Origin of the sequence: Idiomarina sp. UBA3162 (genome assembly GCF_002364475.1) — a bacterium.
Lineage (GTDB): Bacteria > Pseudomonadota > Gammaproteobacteria > Enterobacterales > Alteromonadaceae > Idiomarina.
The window spans coordinates 1-21,578 of the sequence record NZ_DEYI01000091.1 but is presented as its reverse complement, the minus strand read 5'-3'; the positions used below and the strand labels follow the sequence as shown (position 1 = coordinate 21,578).

Below are 21,578 nucleotides of genomic sequence, written 5' to 3'. Positions count from 1 at the left end.
TGATGCAAGACGAATTAATTATTCGCCCGATAACGGCCGCTGATTCAGCGGCCGTTATTAGTTTGGCAAACGAAGTTCACGGCGATAACTACCTGAATGAAGAGTCTCTTGCGGCTCTGCTCAGCGCCGGCACCGTGGATGATATAAACCTTTCGTTTTTGGCTGAAAAGGCGGGTGAGATACTCGGCGTTCGGCTTACAGTAGCGCCGGGACAGTGGCCTATCGACGAGGCATGTACACCTGCCGCATGGCAGGTTGCGCCTGAGTATATTTGCTACTTTAAATGTGCTGCGGTTGCCGAGAACGCACGTGGCTTGGGGGTCGGTAAAAAGCTGCTTTCAGCCAGCATTGAAGCCGCCAAAAAGCTCGGTTGTGAAGCCGGGCTCGCGCATATCTGGATGCAAAGTCCGAACAACAGCGCTTATGGTTACTTCAGTGCGTGTGGCGGTGAACTAATAACTACGCATGCTAAACGCTGGTATCAAGCCTCTATTGAAGACGGCTATTACTGCCCTGTATGTGATGGCATTTGCTACTGTAAAGCAGGTGAGATGATACTCTATTTTTCATCTGAGCGACTTTAGTCCATGTATGATCCGCTAAATGACACTGAGCTACCCAATGCTGCGCCACGCGTAGGCTATTGGGCAGGTCATTCAGTTGAGTGGCCAGCCTGTTTGAAACAGTTGCCTAGAACGACTGATGCTCTAGTCATTGGAGGCGGCTACACGGGGTTAAATGCAGCGATTGAACTTCGTGCACAGGGGCGTGAAGTCACTGTCATCGATGCTGAGCAATTAGCCTGGGGGTGTTCAAGCCGCAATGCTGGCTTTGTCATGAAAAGTACTGGCCGGCTCGGCTTGAAGCACTGGCACGATAGTTTGGGTGAGGATGTCGGCTATGCAATGGCGAACGAACATCAACTCGCCCTTGAGCAGATCAAAGCACATGTCCAGCACTGCCCTGACCAATGTGACCTGCGTGAAGGCGGCTACGTCAAACTGGCTCATAATAAAGGGGCGGTAAAAGCGCTGAGGTCGCAATACCAATTTCTCCGTTCGACTCAACAACCGGTGACATGGCTCAATAAACAACAGGTTGCCGATACTATCAAAACACAACATGGCTTTGCAGGGCTAAAGTTTGATGATTGTTTTGCTATCAATCCAGTAAAATTAGCCGCCAGCGTCGCGCGTCAAGCTCATCAAGCAGGCGTCCAGTTAGTAGAGCACTGTGCGGCGACCGCAATGGACCGTTTGGATGAGGGGTGGCGAGTACACACGGCACAAGGAGAAATCGTGGCGCGTGATGTGCTCTTTGCTACCAATGCCTACACTACACAAAAGCTATTTCCTGGACTTACACGCCGCAATCTGCCCGTAGTTTCTAGCGTCATTGTTACACCACCACTCAGTCGCGCTCAGCTCGATGCGACGGGGCTCAAAGACGACTACGCTTACATGGACACGCGCGTGCTTAAATATTATTTCCGCTTACTGCCAGACGGTCGACTATTATTTGGTGGTCGTGGTGCCATTAGAGGCGCTAATGCCGAGAATCCGCGCTACGCTCGACGTCTACTCGCCGCACTCCATGCCAGTTTCCCCGCATTAAAGGACATCACGCATTGGGATGACTTTTGGAGTGGTTGGGTCAGTGTGTCATTGGACGATTATCCGCGCGTCATGCAACTCGACAACAATGTTTATGCCAGCATGGGCTATTGTGGTGCGGGCGTTAGTTTTAGCGCTTTAGCGGGTAAACGGCTAGCCGAAAAAGCCTGCGGCTTGTCGTTACCGACACTACCGTATTATCAGTCTAACCTTAAACCGTTTCCTTTTTCAGGTTTTCGCCGCGTTGGACAATGGGCGTTTTATCATTACGGACGGCTACGCGATATGTGGGGCTAACATCCCACAACACTTAAAGCCCAAACACAGTCTTTTCGCTCTTCAGCATCCGTCCGATTAAATAGGTTAGTAATACAGCGACCACTAATGTGAATATCGCACTCACGCCTGTACCCAACCAATTCACCGCCTCGCCACGGATCAGTGACAAGAATGTTTGGTGCTGCCCGGTTAACGGTAAATAGTAAAGTAACGGCGTTTTTAGGCGCGCAAACTCGACACCGAATGATGCGGCCATCGGGATGATCAGCAGAAAACTAATATATGTTTGCGCTTCTTTAAAATTCTTTGCTCGAAACGACACGAATAGTTGCAGACTCGTTGCTAGCAACGCCAATGGCACTAATGCCAGAAACATGATTAACAACATATCCAAACTGAAATCAACGCTCATGCCTATTTGATGGAGCGGCACAAAACTAAAGATAATAGGAATAAGAATCAGCGACAGCATGGCACCCAATAGTGCGAAGCAGGAGGCGGCAAGCACTTTACCAATGACGATCGCCTGCGAACTCACTGGCTGAGATAATAAAAACTCAAGTGAATTACGTTCGCGCTCGCCGGCACTGATATCAATCGCCACATTCATGCCCGACCAAAATACCGAAAGTAAGATAAACACTAGCACACTGCCCATAATGATCGCAGCTTTAGAACCTCGCGTCGCCATGTCTTGCTTTGCTACTTGGACCGGTTGTATGACGCGAGGATCAATACCTCTTAATATCAATCGGTAATTCGCTATCTGAGCGGAGTACGCTTGCAGTGCCTGCTCGACGCGCTTCACATCGGTTTGCTGCTTCTGTGCCGACCAGTCAGCACGCAATGTCACCGCTATGGGTGTGGCGGAGGCAATGGCCGCAGCCCAGTTTTCAGGAATCGAAAGCTCGATGGGTGTCACTTCAGCCGGCCAATCGGTTTCGCGTTCCACGATACTATTTTCACGCAGGTGTTCGACAAGCTCTGGGGCATATTGCTTACCCTCAATGCTTATTTTAACATCGCTCGGGTCGGTCAATTGGCTAATCAAAAAGAAAAATGCTACCGCCATCAGCATCGGACCAAAGAAAGCATAAGACATCGCCGCGAGCACTGAGCGTTTATCGCGGAGCGCATCCTTGAACTCTTTTTTCCATATCGTTTTGTAGGCGCTCATTAGGCTGCAATCCCCTCGTCGCTACCAATGATCTTGACGAATGCATCTTCAAGGGCGGTTTCACCGGTTAACTGACACAACTCATTCGGTGTTCCCTCGGCTGCGACTTTGCCACCTGCCATGACTACGACTCGGTCGCATAGTGCAGCCACTTCTTGCATAACGTGGCTCGAAAACAAAATACAGGTGCCCGCTGCCCGTTGTTCTCGCAAAATATCACGTAAAATCCGCGTACTCATGACATCAAGACCGCGACTGGGTTCATCTAGAATCAGATGTTTAGGGTCATGCACTAGCGCCTGAGCTAAGGCCACCTTCATGCGTTGTCCCTGAGAAAAGCCTGCTGATTTGCGATCGGCGAGTGTAGCAATATCGAGCCGCTCGATGACCGACTGTACGTTGTTCTCCAACGTATGACCTTTCAATCCATGCAGCTCACCAAAATAACGTATTTGTTCGCGCACCGTTAAACGTTCATAAAGACCGAATTTATCAGGAAAGATACCTAAGTTGCTGCGCGCCTTTAAGGGGTGTTTATTAGCGTCAACGTGTTCAATCAACGCTTCACCTGAATCGGCACGAAGCAGTCCATAAATAATACGGAGGCATGTGGTCTTGCCCGCGCCATTGGGCCCTAGCAAGCCGGTTATCTCGCCATCGCGCGCAGCAAACGTGAGTTCGCTCAGCGCGTTCACTGTCTTAAAGGACTTACTTATCGACTTTACTTCAATCATGTCAAAGGCCCTCTCCGTTGGCATTCAGCACAAAAGGTGCCAGCTTCCTTTGCTTTACACATTGAGTATCTAATGCTTCGACACTTCCCTTACGGACGAACTGTGCAACGATTTTGTTAGCACAGGTGTGTCCCGCTATGGTGTGTCCTGCGTACGGTGCCACCACGTGTACACTATTCGGCAAGGTGCGCGCAGCAATATCCGCCCAGCGTGGAGGCGTGACTGGATCTTGCGTGCCGGATAGGAGTAATACAGGCTTTTCGCTCTCAACCGGTTGCGCAAAGGCACTCGGTGCCGGCGTTGTTTGCCACCCTTTGCACAAATCGACGAATGCTTGCCCGGTTTTACCACCAATAAACTCGTTGTTAGCATCTTGCTGCAACAAGCTCTCAGTCGCGCGTGGTAAATCTTCACGGCATACCACCGACAACATCAGACCTAAGTATATCGAGTTTTGTACCGCGGTGGTTGTGCCACCCATCAACCCTAGAATAGGTTTATAATTAGTCGCACGTGCTTCACTAATGGCATAGGGTAATAACTGACGTGTGGCGGGGTTGTAGAGCGCAAGACGAACCACGGAACTAAATCTTCCTGGAGTCAGCCGAACCTGAATCGCTTCTGCTGATAGCGGATCTTGTGTGTCAAGCAGCACACTTTGCTGCTCGAGCGATTGCATCACCTGCTCATAATCTTGTTTGAGCTTGGGAAACCGTTGTGCACATGATTGCTGCTGTTGACAGTCTTGTAGCATATTTTCAAATGCCAAACTGCCATTAAACCCGAATGGGCCGATGACCACCTGCGGTGGAGCAACCGCATCCAAGGTCGCCGTGCGAACCGCGTTAGGCGCTTGTTGCAAGTACTTGAGGCCAACTCGGCTACCGTACGACCCACCATAGAGATTCCATTGCTCAACATTTAATGCTTCACGAACACGTTCAAAGTCGCGAATTGCGTTTGGTGTATTGTACTGTGAAACGTCGACATCGGGGTATTGCGCAAGGCATTCCGCTGCCACTTCATCAAGCGCTTGCTCATCGTCTGAACGAACTAATTCATCGGGTCGATTGACGTCGCAAGATAACGGATTACTTTTACCGGTGCCGCGTTGGTCAATCAAGACGATATCACGTTGCTTCCTAACATCGGCGAAGATGCGGGCAATCATCGGCGCAAGCTCGGTAGCCGCCTGACCCGGCCCGCCGGCTAAAATCAAAAGCGGATCGGGTTGTGCGTTCTCTTGAATCGAAGGAATGATCGCGTAATGAATATTGATTTGCTTGGCATTAGGTTGCTCATAGTTTTCGGGTACCGCAATGAAGCCGCACGCTAAGCGTTCAGAGAACCCTTTAATGAAACAGTCCTGGTCGTTATCTGAGGGCTCCACTTTATTCTGTGCATTGGTCATTGCGCTGAATACGCTCAAACCAGCAGCCAATAGCACCCCTATTAAACGCGACCCAAATCGAGTACTCGGCCGGCTTTCATTACCTAAGTTCATGAAAATGTCCTAAAAAAGCGATAAGCAGTTATTTTCGTCCCATCACCGTGTTTTAGCAACAGAAGAATCGAAACAATTTGTTAACAAAAACAAAAAAGGCCTCCAATGTGGAGGCCCTTTGCAATCTATTTACAGCTTGGATTATAAGCCGGCGCGCTCTTTAATAGCAGCCGCGATAGGAGAACCGCCGTGACCATTTTGCTGTGCCCACTGGTAATCTCCAGAGCTTGCTAAATCGTCAACAGAAAGACGACCGACCATAAAGGTACCAATTTCGTTAGAGCCATTTGTCATTGCAAATTGCAAAAGCGATTGACCGTTACACTGGATACCTGAATATACGTCACGCATGCGAACACGTGAATCACGTAATTTCTTACGTAGACGCATGGTGTCATCGCCTTGTACGTATGTGCATAGGCTCAACGCGAGTTCGTTTTGGGCTTTCGCTGGCTGACTGAAAGATACGCCAGCAACTGCTGTTGCCGCGATCAAAGAACCTAAGATAAATGATTTCATTGTGTGACCCCCATCACTTACAACTGTTCAATTTTTCGCCGCAAATAATACTATGAAATTAACGTTCATTCAATCACGCATGTTAAGGTAATTTATTGATTGGACAACAGTTTATTAACTTTTGCGGTCGAGAATACGGGTAGTATATGCAGGTGTTTCGGCATTGGGAGCGGCAACATATTGCCGCTCAAGTTCTTGCCAGCTCTGATTTTTTTGGTAATCAGGAAAGTGCGTATCGCCCTCAACATCCAGTTCGATATCGGTAACATATAGCCGATCACTGTAAGGAAAAAAAAGTTTATAAATTTTTCCACCACCAATGACCATCAGCTCCTCAACATTACCGGCAGCGGCGATTGCTTGCTCGACACTACTGACCCAAACCACGCCATCATCGGGGCTTTGATGCTGACGAGGTTGGGTAGAAAGTACAATATTTTTGCGTCCTGGCAGGGGGCGTCCCAAGGACTCAAAAGTTCTGCGACCCATAACAATTGGCTTACCCAATGTAATTTTTTTGAAATATTTCAACTCGCTCGGAATATGCCAAGGCATCGTATTATCTTTTCCAATCACACGATTTTTTGCCATGGCCGCTACCAGTGAAATTTTCATTGCGTCGCCCTTGTACACGGTTTTATTTTTGGTAAACGACTTCGACACCGTGGTCGTCGTCATCATCGTCATCGAGATCGTCGTCGTCTTGATACTCTTCAAGAACCTCATCGTGGTATGTGTCCCACTTAAAGTCGACGGTTTCTTCCTCTTGCGCTTTTTGTGCCTCCTCATGAGGCGATGGCAAGGTATCGATATACTCGACCACATCATGACATAACTGCTGTGTGTTGCGTCCTTCTAATGCAGCTATCTGATACACCGGACCTTCCCAGCCGAGCCGCTCGACTAAGTCATCAACTAATTCTTGACGCTCCTCCTCGAGCACTAAATCAACCTTATTGATAACCAACCAACGTGGTTTATCAGCTAATTTTGGACTGTATTTTTCAAGCTCTTCGATGATGATGCGTGCTTGCTCGACCGGATCACTTTCATCGAACGGTGCCAAGTCGACGAGGTGCAATAGTAGACGGCAGCGTTCCAGGTGCTTCAAGAACTGAATACCTAAGCCAGCGCCCTCAGCGGCACCTTCGATCAAGCCAGGAATATCAGCAATGACAAAGCTGTGGTGGGCAGCGGGTCGCACCACACCTAAATTAGGCACTAATGTGGTGAATGGGTAGTCTGCGACTTTAGGTTTTGCGGCAGATACCGAACGGATAAAGGTCGATTTACCTGCATTGGGCATACCTAATAGGCCCACATCAGCCAACAACATCAATTCCAGTTGTAGTTGTCTCACTTCTCCCGGAGTGCCGTTGGTCTTTTGTCGTGGCGCACGGTTAACACTGCTTTTAAAACGCGTGTTACCTAGCCCATGGAAGCCACCTTTCGCCACGATGATGCGCTGACCGTGACGCGTTAAATCCCCGATCACCTCACCCGTATCAATATCTTTCGCACGCGTACCCGGAGGCACTTTTAAGGTAATATCTTCACCCCGTTTGCCCGTGCAATTTTTACTCATCCCGTTTTGACCGCGTTCAGCACGATGAAAGCGTTCAAAGCGATAATCAATAAGCGTGTTGAGGTTTTCGTCGGCTTCTAAATAGACATCGCCGCCATCTCCGCCGTCGCCGCCATCGGGGCCACCTTTGGGAATATATTTTTCACGGCGAAAGCTGATACAGCCATTACCACCATCACCGGCTTCCACACGGATTTCTACTTCATCTACGAATTTCATGAGCGACTTCTTTTAGAACAATTCTTGAGGATACTAAGGTTAGCACATATGAAAAAGCCCTGCCGTAAAGGCAGGGCTTTTCAAATCTTTTAGGACAGCTGTAATTAGTCAGTGATTACACTGATAAATTTACGGTTTTTGCTGCCTTTAGTTTCGAAAGAAACTTTACCTTCCGCGGTCGCGAATAAGGTGTGATCTTTACCCATGCCTACGTTGCTACCAGCGTGGAATTTAGTACCACGTTGACGAACTAGGATGTTGCCTGCCAATACAGACTCACCACCGAAACGCTTAACACCCAGACGTTTACTCTCTGAGTCACGACCGTTTTTAGTAGAACCACCAGCCTTTTTGTGTGCCATGTGTCGTTACTCCTTAAATTAGCTGTTGATACCAGTGATTTTCACTTCTGTGAACCACTGACGGTGACCTTGTTGCTTACGTGAATGCTTACGACGACGGAATTTAACGATCTTCACTTTGTCGCCACGACCGTGATCAACGATCTCAGCTGTCACTTTGCCACCTGATACAAACGGCGCACCGATTTTTACATCGCTGCCGTCAGAAACCATAAGAACCTGGTCGAACTCAACTACGTCTCCGGTAGCTGCTTCCAGTTTTTCCAGGCGGACGATTTGGCCTTCAGTCACACGGTGCTGCTTACCGCCACTTTGGAATACTGCGTACATAGTAATCTCCACTGCCCATTAGGCACTCGAATTTAAAATAGGTCGCGAATTCTACTGAATAAACAAAAGGATCGCAAGTGATTTCTGGCTTTCTTTATCAACTTCGCATGCGCCCGTTTAAGCTTGTCCATCTCGACCGCCAATGGCTAGTAACACGCGCTCATATATTGTAACATCCAATCTCCGTTAAATTTACGTAAAGCATTTCATATTATGATGGATCTGAAGTCCATTAACGATCTCGCACATAACGACATGCAAGGCGTTAACGCGCTCATTGGCGAACAGTTGAGCTCCGATGTCGCGCTGATTAACCAACTCGGCATGTATATTGTTAATAGTGGTGGCAAGCGCTTACGCCCTCTACTTGCTGTTCTGTCGTGTCGAGCACTCGGCTATGAAGGCCGTGCCCACCTATCACTTGCAACTATTATCGAATTCATTCACACCGCGACACTGTTACATGACGACGTCGTTGACGAGTCGGAACTACGCCGTGGTCGTAAGACCGCTAACGCGGTATTTGGTAATGAAGCCTCAGTACTGGTCGGTGACTTTTTGTATACGCGTGCCTTCCAAATGATGGTTCAGCTCGACTCGATGACGATCCTGAGCATTTTAGCGGATGCCACGAACGTGATCGCAGAGGGGGAGGTTTTGCAGTTAATGAACTGTAATGACCCGGATACCACCGAAGCACGCTATTTTGACGTTATTTATGGAAAAACTGCGAAGTTGTTTGAGGCAGCGACACAACTGGCCGGCGTACTAACAGAACAAGACAGCACAGTGACTGAACAATTGGCTGACTATGGTCGCTATTTGGGCACCGCGTTCCAATTAGTGGACGACCTGATGGATTATACGTCGGATAGCGAAACCATGGGCAAAAACGCTGGTGATGATCTCGCTGAGGGTAAACCGACACTGCCGCTGTTATACGCGATGTGGCATGGTGATGAAGCCGCTCGCAAGTTGATTCGAGAAGCCATAGAACAAGGTGATGGCCGCGAACACTTGGAAACCGTATTGGCTGCTATGCACGCCACGGGGGCCCTTGAGTACACCCGTCAAAAAGCACTTGAAGCGGCCCAGCACGCGCGCGAAAGTTTAGCCGTTTTGCCTGAATCAGAATACAAGCAAGCGTTGATCGCGCTGACTCATCTCGCGGTCGATCGCGTCGCATAAATCGGCTTATCGCGTAAGCCAGACATAAAAAAACCGCATGCTCGCATGCGGTTTTTTTGTTTGCCTCCGCGTTTACGATGCGAAGTCGATACCTTTCTGGATGTCGCCTTTCAAACCGTCGAGCATGTCGTCCATGCACTTCTGTTCGAATGCGCTTAACTCACCATAAGATAGGATTTCTTCTGCACCGTTCTTGCCTAAGCGAACTGGCTGTGCGAAGAATTTCGCATTATCACCTGGGCCTTCAACGTAAGTGCACTCGATGGTGTCTTGACCTTGCAAGCCGTTAACGAGTGATAAACAGAAACGCGCTGCAGCTTGACCCATAGATAGTGTTGCAGAACCGCCGCCCGCTTTTGCTTCAACGACTTCGGTACCCGCGTTCTGGATACGGTGAGTCAAATCTTTGATTTCTTGCTCGGTGAACTCAACACCTTCAACTTGTGACAACAATGGCAGAATCGTTGTACCACTGTGACCGCCAATCACTGGAACAGTGACGTTAGCAGGATTCAAACCACGCAGTTCAGCAACAAAGGCTTCAGAGCGGATTACGTCGAGTGTGGTTACACCGAAAAGCTTCTGTTTGTTGTACACGCCCTTTTGCTTCAATACTTCAGCAGCAATGGGAACCGTGGTGTTCACTGGGTTAGTAATGATACCCACGCAAGCGTCTGGGCAGTTATCTGCTACGCCTTCGACAAGGTTTTTAACGATGCCGGCGTTCATGTTGAACAGGTCAGAGCGATCCATACCTGGCTTACGCGGAACACCTGCTGGAATCAAAACGATATCGCTACCGACAAGTGCTGACGCTAAATCATCTTTACCATAACCGGTAACTTTTACGTCAGTTGGGATGTGGCTCAGATCAACGGCTACACCAGGAACAACTGGGGCGACGTCATATAAAGACAGTTCAGAACCCGCAGGTAGTTGAGTTTTTAACAACAAAGATAACGCCTGGCCGATACCACCGGCCGCACCTAATACGGCTACTTTCATCTCAGACTCCGTTTTTATGTTGGATTAGTGACTGCATAAGCATAGAATAGTTATGCGGATATGGCGCAAAACTGTACTCCAATAGGGCTTAAAATACAAATAAACTGATCTAGGCGAAGGGCATGACACAAGCAAAATTACTGGCGGCATTTAAAGCATTATTGAAAGAAGAACGCTACGGTTCACAAGGTGAAATCGTTGAGGCACTTAAGCAGCAAGGCTTTAGTAATGTCAGTCAATCCAAGGTCTCGCGCATGCTCAGTAAGCATGGCGCGGTGCGTACCCGCAACGCCAAACAAGAGATGGTTTATTGTTTACCGGCAGAGATCTCAGTGCCTTCGGCTAAAGCACCATTAAATCAACTTGTTTTGGATATTCAGCATAATGATGTCATGGTCATCATCCGCACCAGCCCCGGTGCAGCACAACTCATTGCTCGGCTACTCGACTCGGTCGGTAAAAAAGAAGGTGTGCTTGGTACCATCGCCGGGGATGACACGATTTTTATCGCACCGTTAAAGGTCTCTGAGATTGATTTCACCTTAGAAAAAGTAAAATCATTATTCGAAGCCCACTCGGTTGTCCCCGATAACGCAGAGTAAACGCTAAGCCACCTGTGGTTGCACAGAGGTCTTTAAAAAAGCACGGCTCGGTACAAAAAATGCCGAATTGATAATGGCTTGTGTGTAATCGAGTAAGGGGTCGTATTGGTTTGAGTCATCTTCGTGATAGCGTTGTTTCAGCCAATTTACGACCGCCTTCGGCTGGCACGTGAAATACATCGCTAACATCCCCTGCTCTCGCGTGTCGCCCCACGCCATATTCTGGCGTAGCAAAGGAATGGGCTGTTCATTTCTATCCAACAAACGCGCCTTGCTCGCATGGGTCACGCCGACAATATCCGCTTCGGGTAGCTTTTCAGCCGTGACTTTGTCACGTCCGACAATTTGCTCTTGCCGCTGTGCACCTAAATAATCCCAACGCTTAAGGTCATGCTTAAATTTTTGTACGAATAGATAGCTACTATGTTCGAATTGCTCGCTTTGTTGTTTTTCAACCAGCGCTACGCTGCGACGGCGCAAACCGCGAGGGTTGTCGGGCGCATCGATAAAACCCATCAGATCACGACCATCTAAATAACGAAAGCTATGAACATGTTCGGCTATTTCAATATCATAACCGAGCCATTCGTTAAGCGTACGTGCTGCCAAATAATTAGCGTCGTAGCGATCAGAACGGATGCTGATAAGTAAATCATACACTTGTTCGGGCGCTTCACGGTGGCCCTCACGTAAATCGGGAAAACCATTAAAGCCCTCAGGTCGTCGGTCGGGATACAGAATATCCCAATACTCACTCCCTACCGCGATAAAGCCATTGAGCATCGCCTCAGAGAAACGGTCACTGAGCTCATCTATAATCGATGGAATACGAGCAATTTTGCGACGCATGACATCCACATCATCGGTCATAACATGGCAAAACAGACTCAGCCCATGTAGATTAGGCTCGTCACAAATTCCGGATTGCGCTTTTAACAAAGTGTATCTCCGTTCCAGTTAAACGTTATTTTAGTTATTTTTACATTCATCGGAACTGCAGGCATTATAGAATGCCTGCAAATTACACAGAATCGCAAGGACAAAATCATGCGCCAGTTGATTTTAGCCGCCAGCATCATGTCGCTGGTATCATGTGCAACGCAACCGCACACGTCACCTAATACCGAAACGAAGGCGGTGAGTCAGCCCACTTCGGTGACGCAATCATTCCACTCGCTCGCTAACACGATATGGGACGATTTGTCCGCCAGCCACAAGACGGCATTACCCGACATGTCGCCAGCAGCGTTGCAAGCGCGTTACAAAAAGCACGCAGACTGGTTAGCACAGTTGAACGCTATTGATGTGAGCCAACTCAGTACACAAGATCGCATTAACCACGCTATGATCAAGTACTCGTTAAAGAATAGCGTAGACGAGTATCGCTTTAATGCCCATTACATGCCACTCACTGCAGAGGGTTCGTTTCATTCGTCGCTCGCGTTTATGCCGGGCTATACGCGCTTTGAATCGACTCAGGATTACCGCGACTATCTCAGCAAGTTGGCAACTATCCAACGTTACATGACGCAGCAAACTGACTGGCTGCGTAAGGCGATAGAGGAAGGTTACACTCAACCGAAAGCCGCGATGGAAGGATTTGAAGAGAGTATCCTCGCTTATATCGTTCAAGATCCTGAGCAAAGCGTTTATTTCGACCCGTTCAAACAACAACCGCGTTTTGTCGATGATGCCACCTGGGCTGAATTACAAGAACAAGCGCGTACCGTTATCGATAATCAGATCATGCCTGCTTATGATGACTATTTCACGTTCATGGTCACTGAGTACTTGCCAAGTTCACGTGACTCTATCGGCGCGTACGACTTACCGAACGGCAAGGCGTTTTATAAGAATCGCATTGAACATTACACCACGACCGATATGACCGCCGAAGAAATCCACGAAATTGGCTTAAGCGAAGTTAAACGTATTCGTGCGGAAATGGACGAAGTGATTGCTGAATCAGGCTTTGACGGTGATTTCGACGCGTTCGTTGAGTTCTTGCGTACCGATGATCAGTTTTATGCGGATACGCCGGAAGAATTGCTTCAAACGGCTGCGCTGGTCGCTAAAGAGATGGATGGCAAACTACCCGGCTTATTCAAAACGTTGCCACGTAAGCCCTATGGTATTGCGCCTGTGCCAGACGAAATTGCCCCCAAATATACAACCGGTCGTTATAAAGGCTCAAACCGTGCTGACCAAGCGGGCTATTATTGGGTAAACACCTATGCATTGGATCGTCGCCCACTGTATCAAATCCCCGCATTGACCTTACACGAGGCCGTGCCAGGCCATCACTTGCAGAATGCAATCGCAGGTGAAATGGAAAATGTACCGGAGTATCGCCAGCAAACCTATATTTCTGCTTTCGGTGAAGGCTGGGGCTTATACTCCGAATACTTGGGTTTAGAAGCCGGTTTTTATCAAGACCCTTACAGCAACTTTGGTCGCTTGAGCTATGAAATGTGGCGTGCAGCGCGTTTAGTAGTGGATACCGGTATGCATGCCATGGGCTGGAGCCGAGAGCGCGCGATTGACTTTATGGCGAGCAATACAGCGCTATCGTTACATAACGTGAAAACTGAAATTGACCGCTATATCACTTGGCCCGCTCAAGCGCTGTCTTATAAGCTAGGCGAATTAAAAATTAAAGCACTGCGCAAACAATCAGAAGACGAGCTTGGTAGTGATTTTGATCTACGCGAGTTCCACGATGCGATACTCGAAAACGGCAGCGTGCCATTGGATGTGTTAGAGCAACATATTAAGCAATGGATTGCAGAGCAAAAGTCGGTCTAACTCAAACGACCGATAGATAAACAAAAGGCTTGCCGTGCTGGCAAGCCTTTTTTATGAGCCTATGGTATCGACGCTACGATGACTGGGGTGTTTTGACCCGCTGCACAACCGCATACATCACTGGGACGACAAACAATGTCAGTATCGTGGCAAAACCTAAACCAAACATGATGACCGTCGCCATACTCGCAAAGAAGTCATCCAGTAATAGCGGTAACATGCCTAATATCGTGGTTGCAGCGGCCATAAATACCGGTCTCACACGACTGACCGAAGCATCCACTAAAGCTTGATACGCAGGCTTACCCTCCTCAAGCTCAACATTTACCTGCTCAAGTAATACCACACCGTTTTTGATTAACATGCCTGACAGACTGAGAAAACCTAACAGTGCCATAAACCCGAAAGGCATATTCAGCACTAACAAGCCTAATGTGACACCCACAATCGATAAGGGCACTGTAGTCCACAACACAGTCGCTAGACGGATCGAATTGAACAACAATACCGTGATAATAAACATCGCAAGAAAACCCAGTGGTAGAGACCCAAATAGTGCTTTCTGCGCTTTATTTGACGCTTCGTGCTCTCCGCCCCACTCGATAGAGTAACCGAGTGGTAGTTCCATCTGTTCAACTTTGGGTTTTACTCGCGCAAATACGGCCGCCGCGGTTTCGTTACCTAGGACATCGTGATCGGCCATCACCGTCAGCGTCCGCTTTCTATCTCGACGCATAATCAGGGCGTTTTCCCAGACCACATTAATATCTTGAACCACTTGCCCTAGCGGCAAGTAACGATCGAGCACGGGGCTATATATTTGCAGTTCACGCCAGTTATCTAAATCAACCCGCTCTTGCGCCGGCGCACGAGAGACGATAGGTAACAAATCGGTTCCGTCGCGATAAATGCCAACGGTTCGACCTTCAAAATTGGTTTTGAGTAAATGGTCTACATCTTGTTTAGTAATACCCAAACGACGCGCGGCCGCTTCATCAAATTGCGGTCGAAGCAACTTGGTCTTTTGGCGCCAATCATGACGAATATTCATCGCTCCCGGATCATTGCGTAGAATTGTCTCTGCTTGTTGAGCCAGTTTGCGTAAGACCTCTGGATCCGGACCGCTGATGCGCGCTTCGATCTTAGCGGGCGTTGCCGGACCGATATTGACGCGTATGAGCTTATCTTCGACCTGAGGGTGATGCGCTCTTAAATACTGACGTGTGTCTGCCATGACATTCAACATGGTATCTTTGTCGGAGACCCGCACGATTAACTGCGCATAACTTTCGTACGACTTCTCTACCAAGTAGGTCAAAGTAAAGCGCGGTGCTCCCTGACCAACGGTGGTCGCAACTGAAGCGACTTCTGGCTGCGCCAATAAGTATTGCTCAGCGCGTCGTGCATCCTGAGACGTAAAACGAATGTCAGTGCCCTCGGGATACCAAAGGTCGACGTAAAACATCGGCGTCGTAGACGGCGGAAAAAATGCCTGCTTTACTTGTTTGAAGCCCACCGCCGAAGTGACCAAGAGCGCCAGCATCGCTAACATGGTCAGCAAACGATGCTGCAAGCACCACGATAAAACACGTCGATACCCTTTAAATACGGGGTGACCATATACGTCATCGCCATCTGCCGCCGATTTATCCCCCTCTTTATACATCCGGTCTGCTAAAAAGGGGATAAGTGTTAGCGCGGTTATCCAACTGAGTAGTAACGAAATCAACAACACCCAAAACAGGCTTCCAGCAAATTCCCCCGTCGCATCAGAAGATAACCCGATAGGCGCAAAGGCGATAATACCAATCACGGTGGCACCGAGTAGTGGCCATTGATTCTGGCGCACCACCGTCACTGCGGCTTTAAGCTTAGTTTGTCCGCGTTGCATACCGACAATCATCCCATCGGCAATAACGATCGCGTTATCTACCAGCATACCGAGCGCAATGATCAGCGCTCCTAGTGACACCCGCTGGAGGTTGATATCAAAAATATTCATGAAGATGAACGTGCCCAATACCGTTAATAGCAGCACGCCACCAATGAGAATCCCACTGCGAAAGCCCATACTCAGCAAAAGAGCAATAATCACAATGACTACGGCTTCGACCAAATTCATCAAGAAATTATCGACCGAGTTTTCAACTTCATGCGGTTGGTCGTAAATACGCTCGACACTCATACCGACCGGCTGCGCATAACTGAGTTCGTCGAGACGCTGGTTAATGCGCTTACCGACATCGACGACATTGACGTTGTCAGCAAACGATACGCCCAACCAAATGGAGGGCTGTCCATTAAAACGAACGATATGACTCGGGATTTCTTTGGTATCACGATAAATCTGTGCGACGTCACGTAAGTAGATGCGTTGCTGGGCTCCCGGATTACTGATGACTAAATTGGCAAGCTCTTCGACAGACTCGAACTCACCCGTAGTGGCAATCCGAAAGCGTTCCTCATCTACAGTGACGCGTCCGGCATCGGCCACGGTATTTTGTGTGGTCAGTAGGTTGGCAATCCGGCTGGTTGGAATGCCCATATTAGAGAGCTTAGAGCGTGACACTTCAACGATCACTTCTTCCTGTTGCTCGCCACTGGCAATCACTTTGCCAACGCCCTCCACAAGCACCAATTCACGACGCAAGAAGTCTGCGTAGTATTCGATATCTTGATAATCATATCCTTCACCCGTAATGGCCAGCAGCACACCATAAACATCCGCAAAGTCGTCACGAATGATGGGTTGTTGTGTTCCGGGCGGTAAATTACGGGCACTGTCGTTGATTTTACGGCGTAATTCGTCCCAAATCTGTTCGAGGTCATCGGCACGATAAGTGGACTTCATCTCAACCGTTATTTGCGACAGGCCAGGCTTCGAGATCGAGCGGATATTGTCGACATAACTGAGTGACTGAATGGCATTCTCAAGTGGGTAGGTGACCTCTTCTTCGACTTGTTGTGCTGATGAGCCCGGATAGGCGGTAATCACCATAGCCTGCTTAATAGTAAACTTTGGATCTTCCAGTCGACCAAGCTGTAACAAGCTCACGATGCCGCCGACCAGGAGTACAATGAGTAACAGCCAACTACTGGTTTTTCGTTCCATACTGTATTGAGCAATATTCATTACAGCCCCCGCTCACGGTGCCATTCACGCACTTGCTGTTGCGGCTGTAATTGATAAACACCCGCGCTGACAATACGCTCGCCGGCTTCAAGCCCATCGGTGACGAGCAATCCCTCGTTCGTCATATTTCCGACTTCGACGCTCCGCTTTTCGACTTGCATCTGCGCATTGACAACCCATACATAGTGCTGATTATCTTGCTCGTCAAACACGGCCGTTGAAGGCACCAATACGCCTTCAAGGGTGCCACGCATAACTTGTCGTAAATCGACAATAACCGTTGCTGTCATGCCGGGCAGAATATTTAACTGTTCGGGCCGTGGCAAGGTAAACACGACCTCATACGTGTTGGTAGCAGGGTCTGCCTGCGAGTCCCACTCTTTCAAATGGCCGACAAAGCGTTTCTGTGGGGCAGCGTCAAATACCACCGTCGGCTCATAGTTGAGATTTTTATTCACTTGCGCAAAAAGGTTTTCTGGTACTTGGATTGAAACATCCACAGCATTGGCTATTTGCAACGTCGCAATCGGTTGTTTTGCTTGAACGTTTTCGTAGCGTTCAACAGGGCGCTGCGCGATTACACCATCAAAAGGTGCACGTAGTTCGGTGTAACCTAAGTTGGCTTTAGTGGTTTCATAATTTGCGCGAGCCACGGCAAGTTCTGATTCGATTTGATCGAACTGCGCCTCAGACATCAGCCCCTGCGCAACCAGTTTCTTATTGCGTTGATACTGTGACGACGCCAAATCGAATTGCGCTTTTGCTTGTTCCATCGCCAGACGGTAGTCAGTCGGGTCAAGGCGAGCAATGAGGTCGCCCTTTTGTACTTCGGCACCTGAGCGCACGGGTAATTCGGTGATTTCACCGGCAACACGAAACGTTAGCTGTGCCACCTCGGCTGCCTCGACAACGGCTGGAAATTGGCGTAGTTGTTCACCTCCTGCATCCTGCACCGTGACAATTCGTACCGGGCGAGGTGGCTTGTCGGCGGAAGCGTTGCTGGATGCCGGCTCGGAGCATGCTGTTAACAAAAACACCGTGCATAGTGTGATGCAGCCAATCATTCGATTCATTTTGGAACTCCCATTGAGCGCAAATTAATAGGAAAAGCTTTACTTATTAAATAGTTTAGCGCTAAGTTAAATTTAGTTATATTGAAAAAATCTTTTTAACTACTTCAGTTTTTATGAATATATTGCATCTAAAAATGATGGCCAGCGTCGCCGCTTCCGGCTCGCTTCAAAAAAGTGCTCAGCAACTGCACCGTAGCCAGTCAGCCATTAGTATGGCACTCAAGAAGCTCGAACAAGATGCTGGCTTTGCACTATTCAATCGCGACGGCTATCGCCTACAACTTACAGCGCACGGTCAACAGTTTTTACGCCAAGCTGAAGAAGTACTGCGTCAACATGAACGCCTGGATACGTTATCCGGTCGCTTGCGCACCGGTGCAGAACCTCATTTAACATTGTGTTTTGACCACACCTGTGATGCGCGTTATTGGTTCGATGCCATAACCTTAGTACAAGACGAATTTCCCGCCACCGAATTACGGTTTGAGGGCGAGTCGCAGCTACGCGCCTTGCGACGTATTAATCAGGGTGAAGCCGATCTCGCGATTTGCCCCTGGCTGCCGTTGTTTCGACAATACGGCGAGTTTGAGACACTCAAAGTGAGTCCTTTTCAACTTGTCGTTGTGATGCACAGTCAACTTGCCGAACAACACGGCGGTGTACCTGATAATCGACAGCAACTGCTGGGGCTGCCGATGTTAGTGCCGCAAGTACTTGAAGTCGGTATTAATGTCGACGCTATCCTAAAACTTCCGAGTCAGCGACGCATTCAAACCAGTGACGTGGCGACACAACGAGATATGCTCGTTGCTGGCCTAGGTTGGGGGGCGATTCCAATGCACATGGCCGCACCTTATTTGGCCAGTGGTGAGTTGGTACAAATCGAAATACCCGGCTTTGTGCAACGGGTCAATTTAGAAGTACACATTATACGTTCAGCGATACGCAGTCCGGGCCCTGCCGCTGAAGCCATTTGGCAAGCATTTGCCGAGTAGTTCACCAGTACTTAAAGCCTCCTGTTATTCATAGCATTTATACCCTACATTGTCTGATTTATAGCCGCCTGCCGTGTGAATTTGCAGGAAAATGCGTATAATGCCCGCCACTAGTGAAGTCATTATTTCTCATGCAAACACACAAGAGGTAACTGGAGTGCTAAAAGAATATCGTCAGCACGTTGAAGAGCGTGCCGCTGAGGGCATCCCTCCGAAGCCATTAACGGCTGAACAAGTTGCAGATTTAGTTGAGCTGCTAAAAAACCCACCCGCGGGTGAAGAAGCATTTTTAGTCGAGCTCCTTTCAGAGCGCGTACCTCCAGGCGTCGATGAAGCAGCTTATGTGAAAGCAGGCTTCTTGAGCGCAGTGGTTAAAGGCGACGTCGAAAGCCCTGTCATTAGTAAAGAACAAGCCGTTAAATTGCTCGGTAACATGCACGGTGGCTATAACATCGAAACATTAGTTGCCTTGTTAGATGACGCTGAATTAGGTCGCCTTGCGGCGGAAGAGCTTAAACACACCATTTTGATGTTCGACGCTTTCCACGACGTTGAAGAAAAAATGAAGGCGGGCAATGCGCTTGCAAAAGAAGTCGTTGAATCATGGGCTGAAGGCGAATGGTTCACTAGCCGTGACAAAATGGCAGACGAAATCAAAGCAACTGTATTTAAAGTGACGGGTGAGACCAACACCGATGACTTATCTCCTGCGCCGGATGCATGGTCACGTCCTGATATTCCTTTGCACGCTAAAGCAATGTACAAAATGCCGCGTGAAGGCATCACCAATGCTGGCGAACAAATTGAAGAACTTAAAAAGAAAGGTCACCCCGTTGCATTCGTAGGCGATGTTGTGGGTACGGGCTCTTCACGTAAATCAGCGACTAACTCGGTACTTTGGAACATCGGTGAGGATATGCCAGGTACGCCAAACAAGCGTGCAGGCGGTATCTGTATCGGTGGTAAAGTCGCTCCTATCTTCTTTAACACAATGAAGGACGCGGGCGCATTAGTATTTGAAGCCGACGTTGAGAAAATGAACATGGGCGATGTGATCAGCATCTTCCCATACGAAGGCAAAATCAAAAACGAAGCGGGCGAAGTCATTGCTGAATATGATTATGCATCGCGCGTTATCTTAGACGAAGTGCGTGCAGGTGGCCGTATCAACTTGATCATCGGTCGTGGTTTAACAGCAAAAGCGCGTGAATCATTGGGCCTAGGCGCAAGTGATTTATTCTTAACGCCTGAGCAACCGCAAGACAGTGGTAAGGGTTACAGCCTTGCTCAGAAACTGGTTGGTAAAGCATGCGGTATGGAAGGCGTGCGCCCAGGTACTTATTGTGAGCCACAAATGGCCACCGTAGGTTCGCAGGACACCACCGGTCCAATGACCCGTGACGAACTCAAAGACTTGGCGTGCCTTGGTTTTAACTCTGACTTGGTCATGCAGTCATTCTGTCACACCTCTGCGTACCCTAAACCGGTTGATGTTGAGACTCAGCACACGTTGCCAGACTTCATCATGAACCGCGGCGGTGTATCTCTGCGCCCAGGCGATGGTATCATCCACAGCTGGTTAAACCGTATGTTATTACCAGACACAGTAGGTACTGGCGGTGACTCTCATACTCGTTTCCCTCTGGGTATTTCTTTCCCTGCGGGTTCTGGCTTGGTCGCTTTCGCTGCAGCAACGGGCGTTATGCCACTGGATATGCCTGAGTCTGTATTGGTGCGTTTTAAAGGTAAGATGCAGCCAGGTATCACATTACGTGATCTTGTTCATGCGATCCCAGCGTTCGCGATTAAAGACGGTTTGTTAACAGTCGAGAAACGCGGTAAGAAAAACGCATTCTCGGGTCGTATCTTAGAAATTGAAGGCCTTGAGCATCTAACTGTTGAGCAAGCGTTCGAATTGTCAGACGCTTCGGCAGAACGTTCAGCGGCAGGTTGTACTATCAACCTTTCAGAAGAGTCAGTGGGTGAGTACTTACGCTCAAACATCACCATGTTGCGTTGGATGATCAACGAAGGCTATGGCGATGCACGTACACTTGAACGCCGTGCGCGTAAGATGGAAGAATGGCTTGAGAATCCGTCATTGATGCGTGCAGATAAAGATGCTGAATACGCAGAAGTGATTGAAATCGACCTTGATGAAATCAAAGAGCCTATCGTTTGTTGTCCGAACGACCCAGACGACGCTAAGTTCTTGAGTGAAGTCGCTGGCGATAAAGTTGATGAAGTGTTCATCGGTTCATGTATGACCAATATTGGTCACTTCCGTGCCGCTGGTAAGCTGCTTGAGAAGAACTCTGATCCGTTAAACACACGTTTGTGGATTGCGCCGCCAACGAAGATGGATAAGGCTCAGCTCGAGACTGAAGGTTACTACGACATCTACGAACGTAATGGCGTCCGTACTGAGATGCCGGGTTGTTCACTGTGTATGGGT

General features: G+C 48.7%; 19 protein-coding genes. 7 read left to right on the top strand and 12 right to left on the bottom strand.

The window, feature by feature from the left end; translation table 11 throughout:
* The first annotated feature begins 2 nt into the window (after window positions 1-2).
* Together B2X00_RS11035 and B2X00_RS11030 are read left to right on the top strand one after the other, a co-directional pair.
* Entirely contained in the window at window positions 3-584 is a 582-nt protein-coding gene (locus B2X00_RS11035) for a GNAT family N-acetyltransferase (protein ID WP_414653754.1), read from the top strand.
* Window positions 585-587: 3 nt separating this feature from the next.
* Window positions 588-1,910 carry an NAD(P)/FAD-dependent oxidoreductase gene (locus B2X00_RS11030; protein WP_290487595.1) on the top strand — a complete coding sequence of 441 codons (1,323 nt, stop codon included), beginning with the start codon at window positions 588-590 and terminating at the stop codon, window positions 1,908-1,910.
* 13 nt (window positions 1,911-1,923) lie between these two features.
* Here the strand turns inward: B2X00_RS11030 and B2X00_RS11025 are convergent, their stop codons facing one another.
* The 8 genes from B2X00_RS11025 to rplU all read right to left on the bottom strand — a co-directional run bounded on the left by B2X00_RS11025 (window position 1,924) and on the right by rplU (window position 8,322).
* On the bottom strand, window positions 1,924-3,069 hold the full coding sequence (locus tag B2X00_RS11025; RefSeq protein WP_290487594.1) for an ABC transporter permease: 1,146 nt from the start codon (window positions 3,067-3,069) through the stop codon (window positions 1,924-1,926).
* Window positions 3,069-3,803, bottom strand: a complete 735-nt coding sequence (locus tag B2X00_RS11020; protein WP_290487593.1) for an ATP-binding cassette domain-containing protein — start codon at window positions 3,801-3,803, stop codon at window positions 3,069-3,071. The genes B2X00_RS11025 and B2X00_RS11020 overlap by 1 nt, the downstream gene beginning before the upstream one ends.
* Before the next feature lies 1 nt (window position 3,804).
* Complete coding sequence (locus B2X00_RS11015; protein WP_290487592.1) at window positions 3,805-5,307, bottom strand: alpha/beta hydrolase; 1,503 nt, start codon at window positions 5,305-5,307, stop codon at window positions 3,805-3,807.
* 141 nt (window positions 5,308-5,448) lie between these two features.
* Window positions 5,449-5,826 (bottom strand): DUF3718 domain-containing protein, encoded by a 378-nt coding sequence (locus B2X00_RS11010; protein WP_071463122.1) that lies wholly within the window; start codon window positions 5,824-5,826, stop codon window positions 5,449-5,451.
* Window positions 5,827-5,940: 114 nt separating this feature from the next.
* Window positions 5,941-6,441, bottom strand: a complete 501-nt coding sequence (gene folA, locus B2X00_RS11005; RefSeq protein ID WP_290487591.1) for a type 3 dihydrofolate reductase — start codon at window positions 6,439-6,441, stop codon at window positions 5,941-5,943.
* Window positions 6,442-6,463: 22 nt separating this feature from the next.
* Window positions 6,464-7,630: an Obg family GTPase CgtA gene (gene cgtA / locus B2X00_RS11000; RefSeq protein ID WP_290487590.1), complete on the bottom strand. Its 1,167-nt coding sequence runs from the start codon at window positions 7,628-7,630 to the stop codon at window positions 6,464-6,466.
* 104 nt (window positions 7,631-7,734) lie between these two features.
* Window positions 7,735-7,992, bottom strand: coding sequence for a 50S ribosomal protein L27 (gene rpmA, locus B2X00_RS10995; protein ID WP_006956701.1), 258 nt, complete (start codon window positions 7,990-7,992; stop codon window positions 7,735-7,737).
* Between the two features lie 18 nt (window positions 7,993-8,010).
* The gene (gene rplU, locus B2X00_RS10990; protein WP_110574123.1) at window positions 8,011-8,322 is read right to left on the bottom strand and encodes a 50S ribosomal protein L21; all 312 of its coding nucleotides are present in this window, start codon (window positions 8,320-8,322) and stop codon (window positions 8,011-8,013) included.
* A 216-nt stretch (window positions 8,323-8,538) separates the two neighbouring features.
* Here rplU and ispB point away from each other — a divergent pair, with 216 nt between their 5' ends.
* Window positions 8,539-9,510: an octaprenyl diphosphate synthase gene (gene ispB / locus B2X00_RS10985; RefSeq protein ID WP_290487658.1), complete on the top strand. Its 972-nt coding sequence runs from the start codon at window positions 8,539-8,541 to the stop codon at window positions 9,508-9,510.
* Between the two features lie 72 nt (window positions 9,511-9,582).
* Here the strand turns inward: ispB and mdh are convergent, their stop codons facing one another.
* Window positions 9,583-10,515, bottom strand: a complete 933-nt coding sequence (mdh, locus tag B2X00_RS10980; protein ID WP_006956704.1) for a malate dehydrogenase — start codon at window positions 10,513-10,515, stop codon at window positions 9,583-9,585.
* Between the two features lie 122 nt (window positions 10,516-10,637).
* On the opposite strand from mdh, the gene argR reads away from it, so the two are divergent.
* Window positions 10,638-11,117, top strand: a complete 480-nt coding sequence (gene argR / locus B2X00_RS10975) for a transcriptional regulator ArgR (protein WP_071463118.1) — start codon at window positions 10,638-10,640, stop codon at window positions 11,115-11,117.
* A 3-nt stretch (window positions 11,118-11,120) separates the two neighbouring features.
* Here argR and B2X00_RS10970 read toward each other — a convergent pair whose 3' ends face one another.
* Window positions 11,121-12,056: a Dyp-type peroxidase gene (locus B2X00_RS10970; RefSeq protein ID WP_290487589.1), complete on the bottom strand. Its 936-nt coding sequence runs from the start codon at window positions 12,054-12,056 to the stop codon at window positions 11,121-11,123.
* 108 nt (window positions 12,057-12,164) lie between these two features.
* Between B2X00_RS10970 and B2X00_RS10965 the strand changes: the two genes are divergently transcribed.
* Window positions 12,165-13,922 (top strand): DUF885 domain-containing protein, encoded by a 1,758-nt coding sequence (locus tag B2X00_RS10965; RefSeq protein WP_290487588.1) that lies wholly within the window; start codon window positions 12,165-12,167, stop codon window positions 13,920-13,922.
* A gap of 73 nt (window positions 13,923-13,995) precedes the next feature.
* On the opposite strand, the gene B2X00_RS10960 is transcribed toward B2X00_RS10965, so the two are convergent.
* Both B2X00_RS10960 and B2X00_RS10955 read right to left on the bottom strand, forming a co-directional pair.
* A complete protein-coding gene (locus B2X00_RS10960) occupies window positions 13,996-17,055 on the bottom strand; it encodes an efflux RND transporter permease subunit (RefSeq protein WP_290487587.1) in 3,060 nt (1,019 codons plus the stop codon).
* Window positions 17,055-18,128: an efflux RND transporter periplasmic adaptor subunit gene (locus tag B2X00_RS10955; protein ID WP_290487586.1), complete on the bottom strand. Its 1,074-nt coding sequence runs from the start codon at window positions 18,126-18,128 to the stop codon at window positions 17,055-17,057. Before B2X00_RS10955 ends, B2X00_RS10960 begins: the two co-directional genes overlap by 1 nt.
* A 134-nt stretch (window positions 18,129-18,262) precedes the next feature.
* Here B2X00_RS10955 and B2X00_RS10950 point away from each other — a divergent pair, with 134 nt between their 5' ends.
* Both B2X00_RS10950 and acnB read left to right on the top strand, forming a co-directional pair.
* Complete coding sequence (locus tag B2X00_RS10950) at window positions 18,263-19,123, top strand: LysR family transcriptional regulator (RefSeq protein WP_290487585.1); 861 nt, start codon at window positions 18,263-18,265, stop codon at window positions 19,121-19,123.
* Between the two features lie 157 nt (window positions 19,124-19,280).
* Window positions 19,281-21,578: bifunctional aconitate hydratase 2/2-methylisocitrate dehydratase (gene acnB, locus B2X00_RS10945; protein WP_290487656.1), on the top strand; the 2,298-nt coding region annotated here is incomplete at its 3' end.

Bases quoted from the DNA above. Each gene is read 5' to 3' on its own strand.
- B2X00_RS11035 (WP_414653754.1), top strand. From the start codon at position 3: ATGCAAGACGAATTAATTATTCGCCCGATAACGGCCGCTGATTCAGCG.
- B2X00_RS11030 (WP_290487595.1), top strand. From the start codon at position 588: ATGTATGATCCGCTAAATGACACTGAGCTACCCAATGCTGCGCCACGC.
- B2X00_RS11025 (WP_290487594.1), bottom strand. From the start codon at position 3,069: ATGAGCGCCTACAAAACGATATGGAAAAAAGAGTTCAAGGATGCGCTC.
- B2X00_RS11020 (WP_290487593.1), bottom strand. From the start codon at position 3,803: ATGATTGAAGTAAAGTCGATAAGTAAGTCCTTTAAGACAGTGAACGCG.
- B2X00_RS11015 (WP_290487592.1), bottom strand. From the start codon at position 5,307: ATGAACTTAGGTAATGAAAGCCGGCCGAGTACTCGATTTGGGTCGCGT.
- B2X00_RS11010 (WP_071463122.1), bottom strand. From the start codon at position 5,826: ATGAAATCATTTATCTTAGGTTCTTTGATCGCGGCAACAGCAGTTGCT.
- folA (WP_290487591.1), bottom strand. From the start codon at position 6,441: ATGAAAATTTCACTGGTAGCGGCCATGGCAAAAAATCGTGTGATTGGA.
- cgtA (WP_290487590.1), bottom strand. From the start codon at position 7,630: ATGAAATTCGTAGATGAAGTAGAAATCCGTGTGGAAGCCGGTGATGGT.
- rpmA (WP_006956701.1), bottom strand. From the start codon at position 7,992: ATGGCACACAAAAAGGCTGGTGGTTCTACTAAAAACGGTCGTGACTCA.
- rplU (WP_110574123.1), bottom strand. From the start codon at position 8,322: ATGTACGCAGTATTCCAAAGTGGCGGTAAGCAGCACCGTGTGACTGAA.
- ispB (WP_290487658.1), top strand. From the start codon at position 8,539: ATGGATCTGAAGTCCATTAACGATCTCGCACATAACGACATGCAAGGC.
- mdh (WP_006956704.1), bottom strand. From the start codon at position 10,515: ATGAAAGTAGCCGTATTAGGTGCGGCCGGTGGTATCGGCCAGGCGTTA.
- argR (WP_071463118.1), top strand. From the start codon at position 10,638: ATGACACAAGCAAAATTACTGGCGGCATTTAAAGCATTATTGAAAGAA.
- B2X00_RS10965 (WP_290487588.1), top strand. From the start codon at position 12,165: ATGCGCCAGTTGATTTTAGCCGCCAGCATCATGTCGCTGGTATCATGT.
- B2X00_RS10960 (WP_290487587.1), bottom strand. From the start codon at position 17,055: ATGAATATTGCTCAATACAGTATGGAACGAAAAACCAGTAGTTGGCTG.
- B2X00_RS10955 (WP_290487586.1), bottom strand. From the start codon at position 18,128: ATGAATCGAATGATTGGCTGCATCACACTATGCACGGTGTTTTTGTTA.
- B2X00_RS10950 (WP_290487585.1), top strand. From the start codon at position 18,263: ATGATGGCCAGCGTCGCCGCTTCCGGCTCGCTTCAAAAAAGTGCTCAG.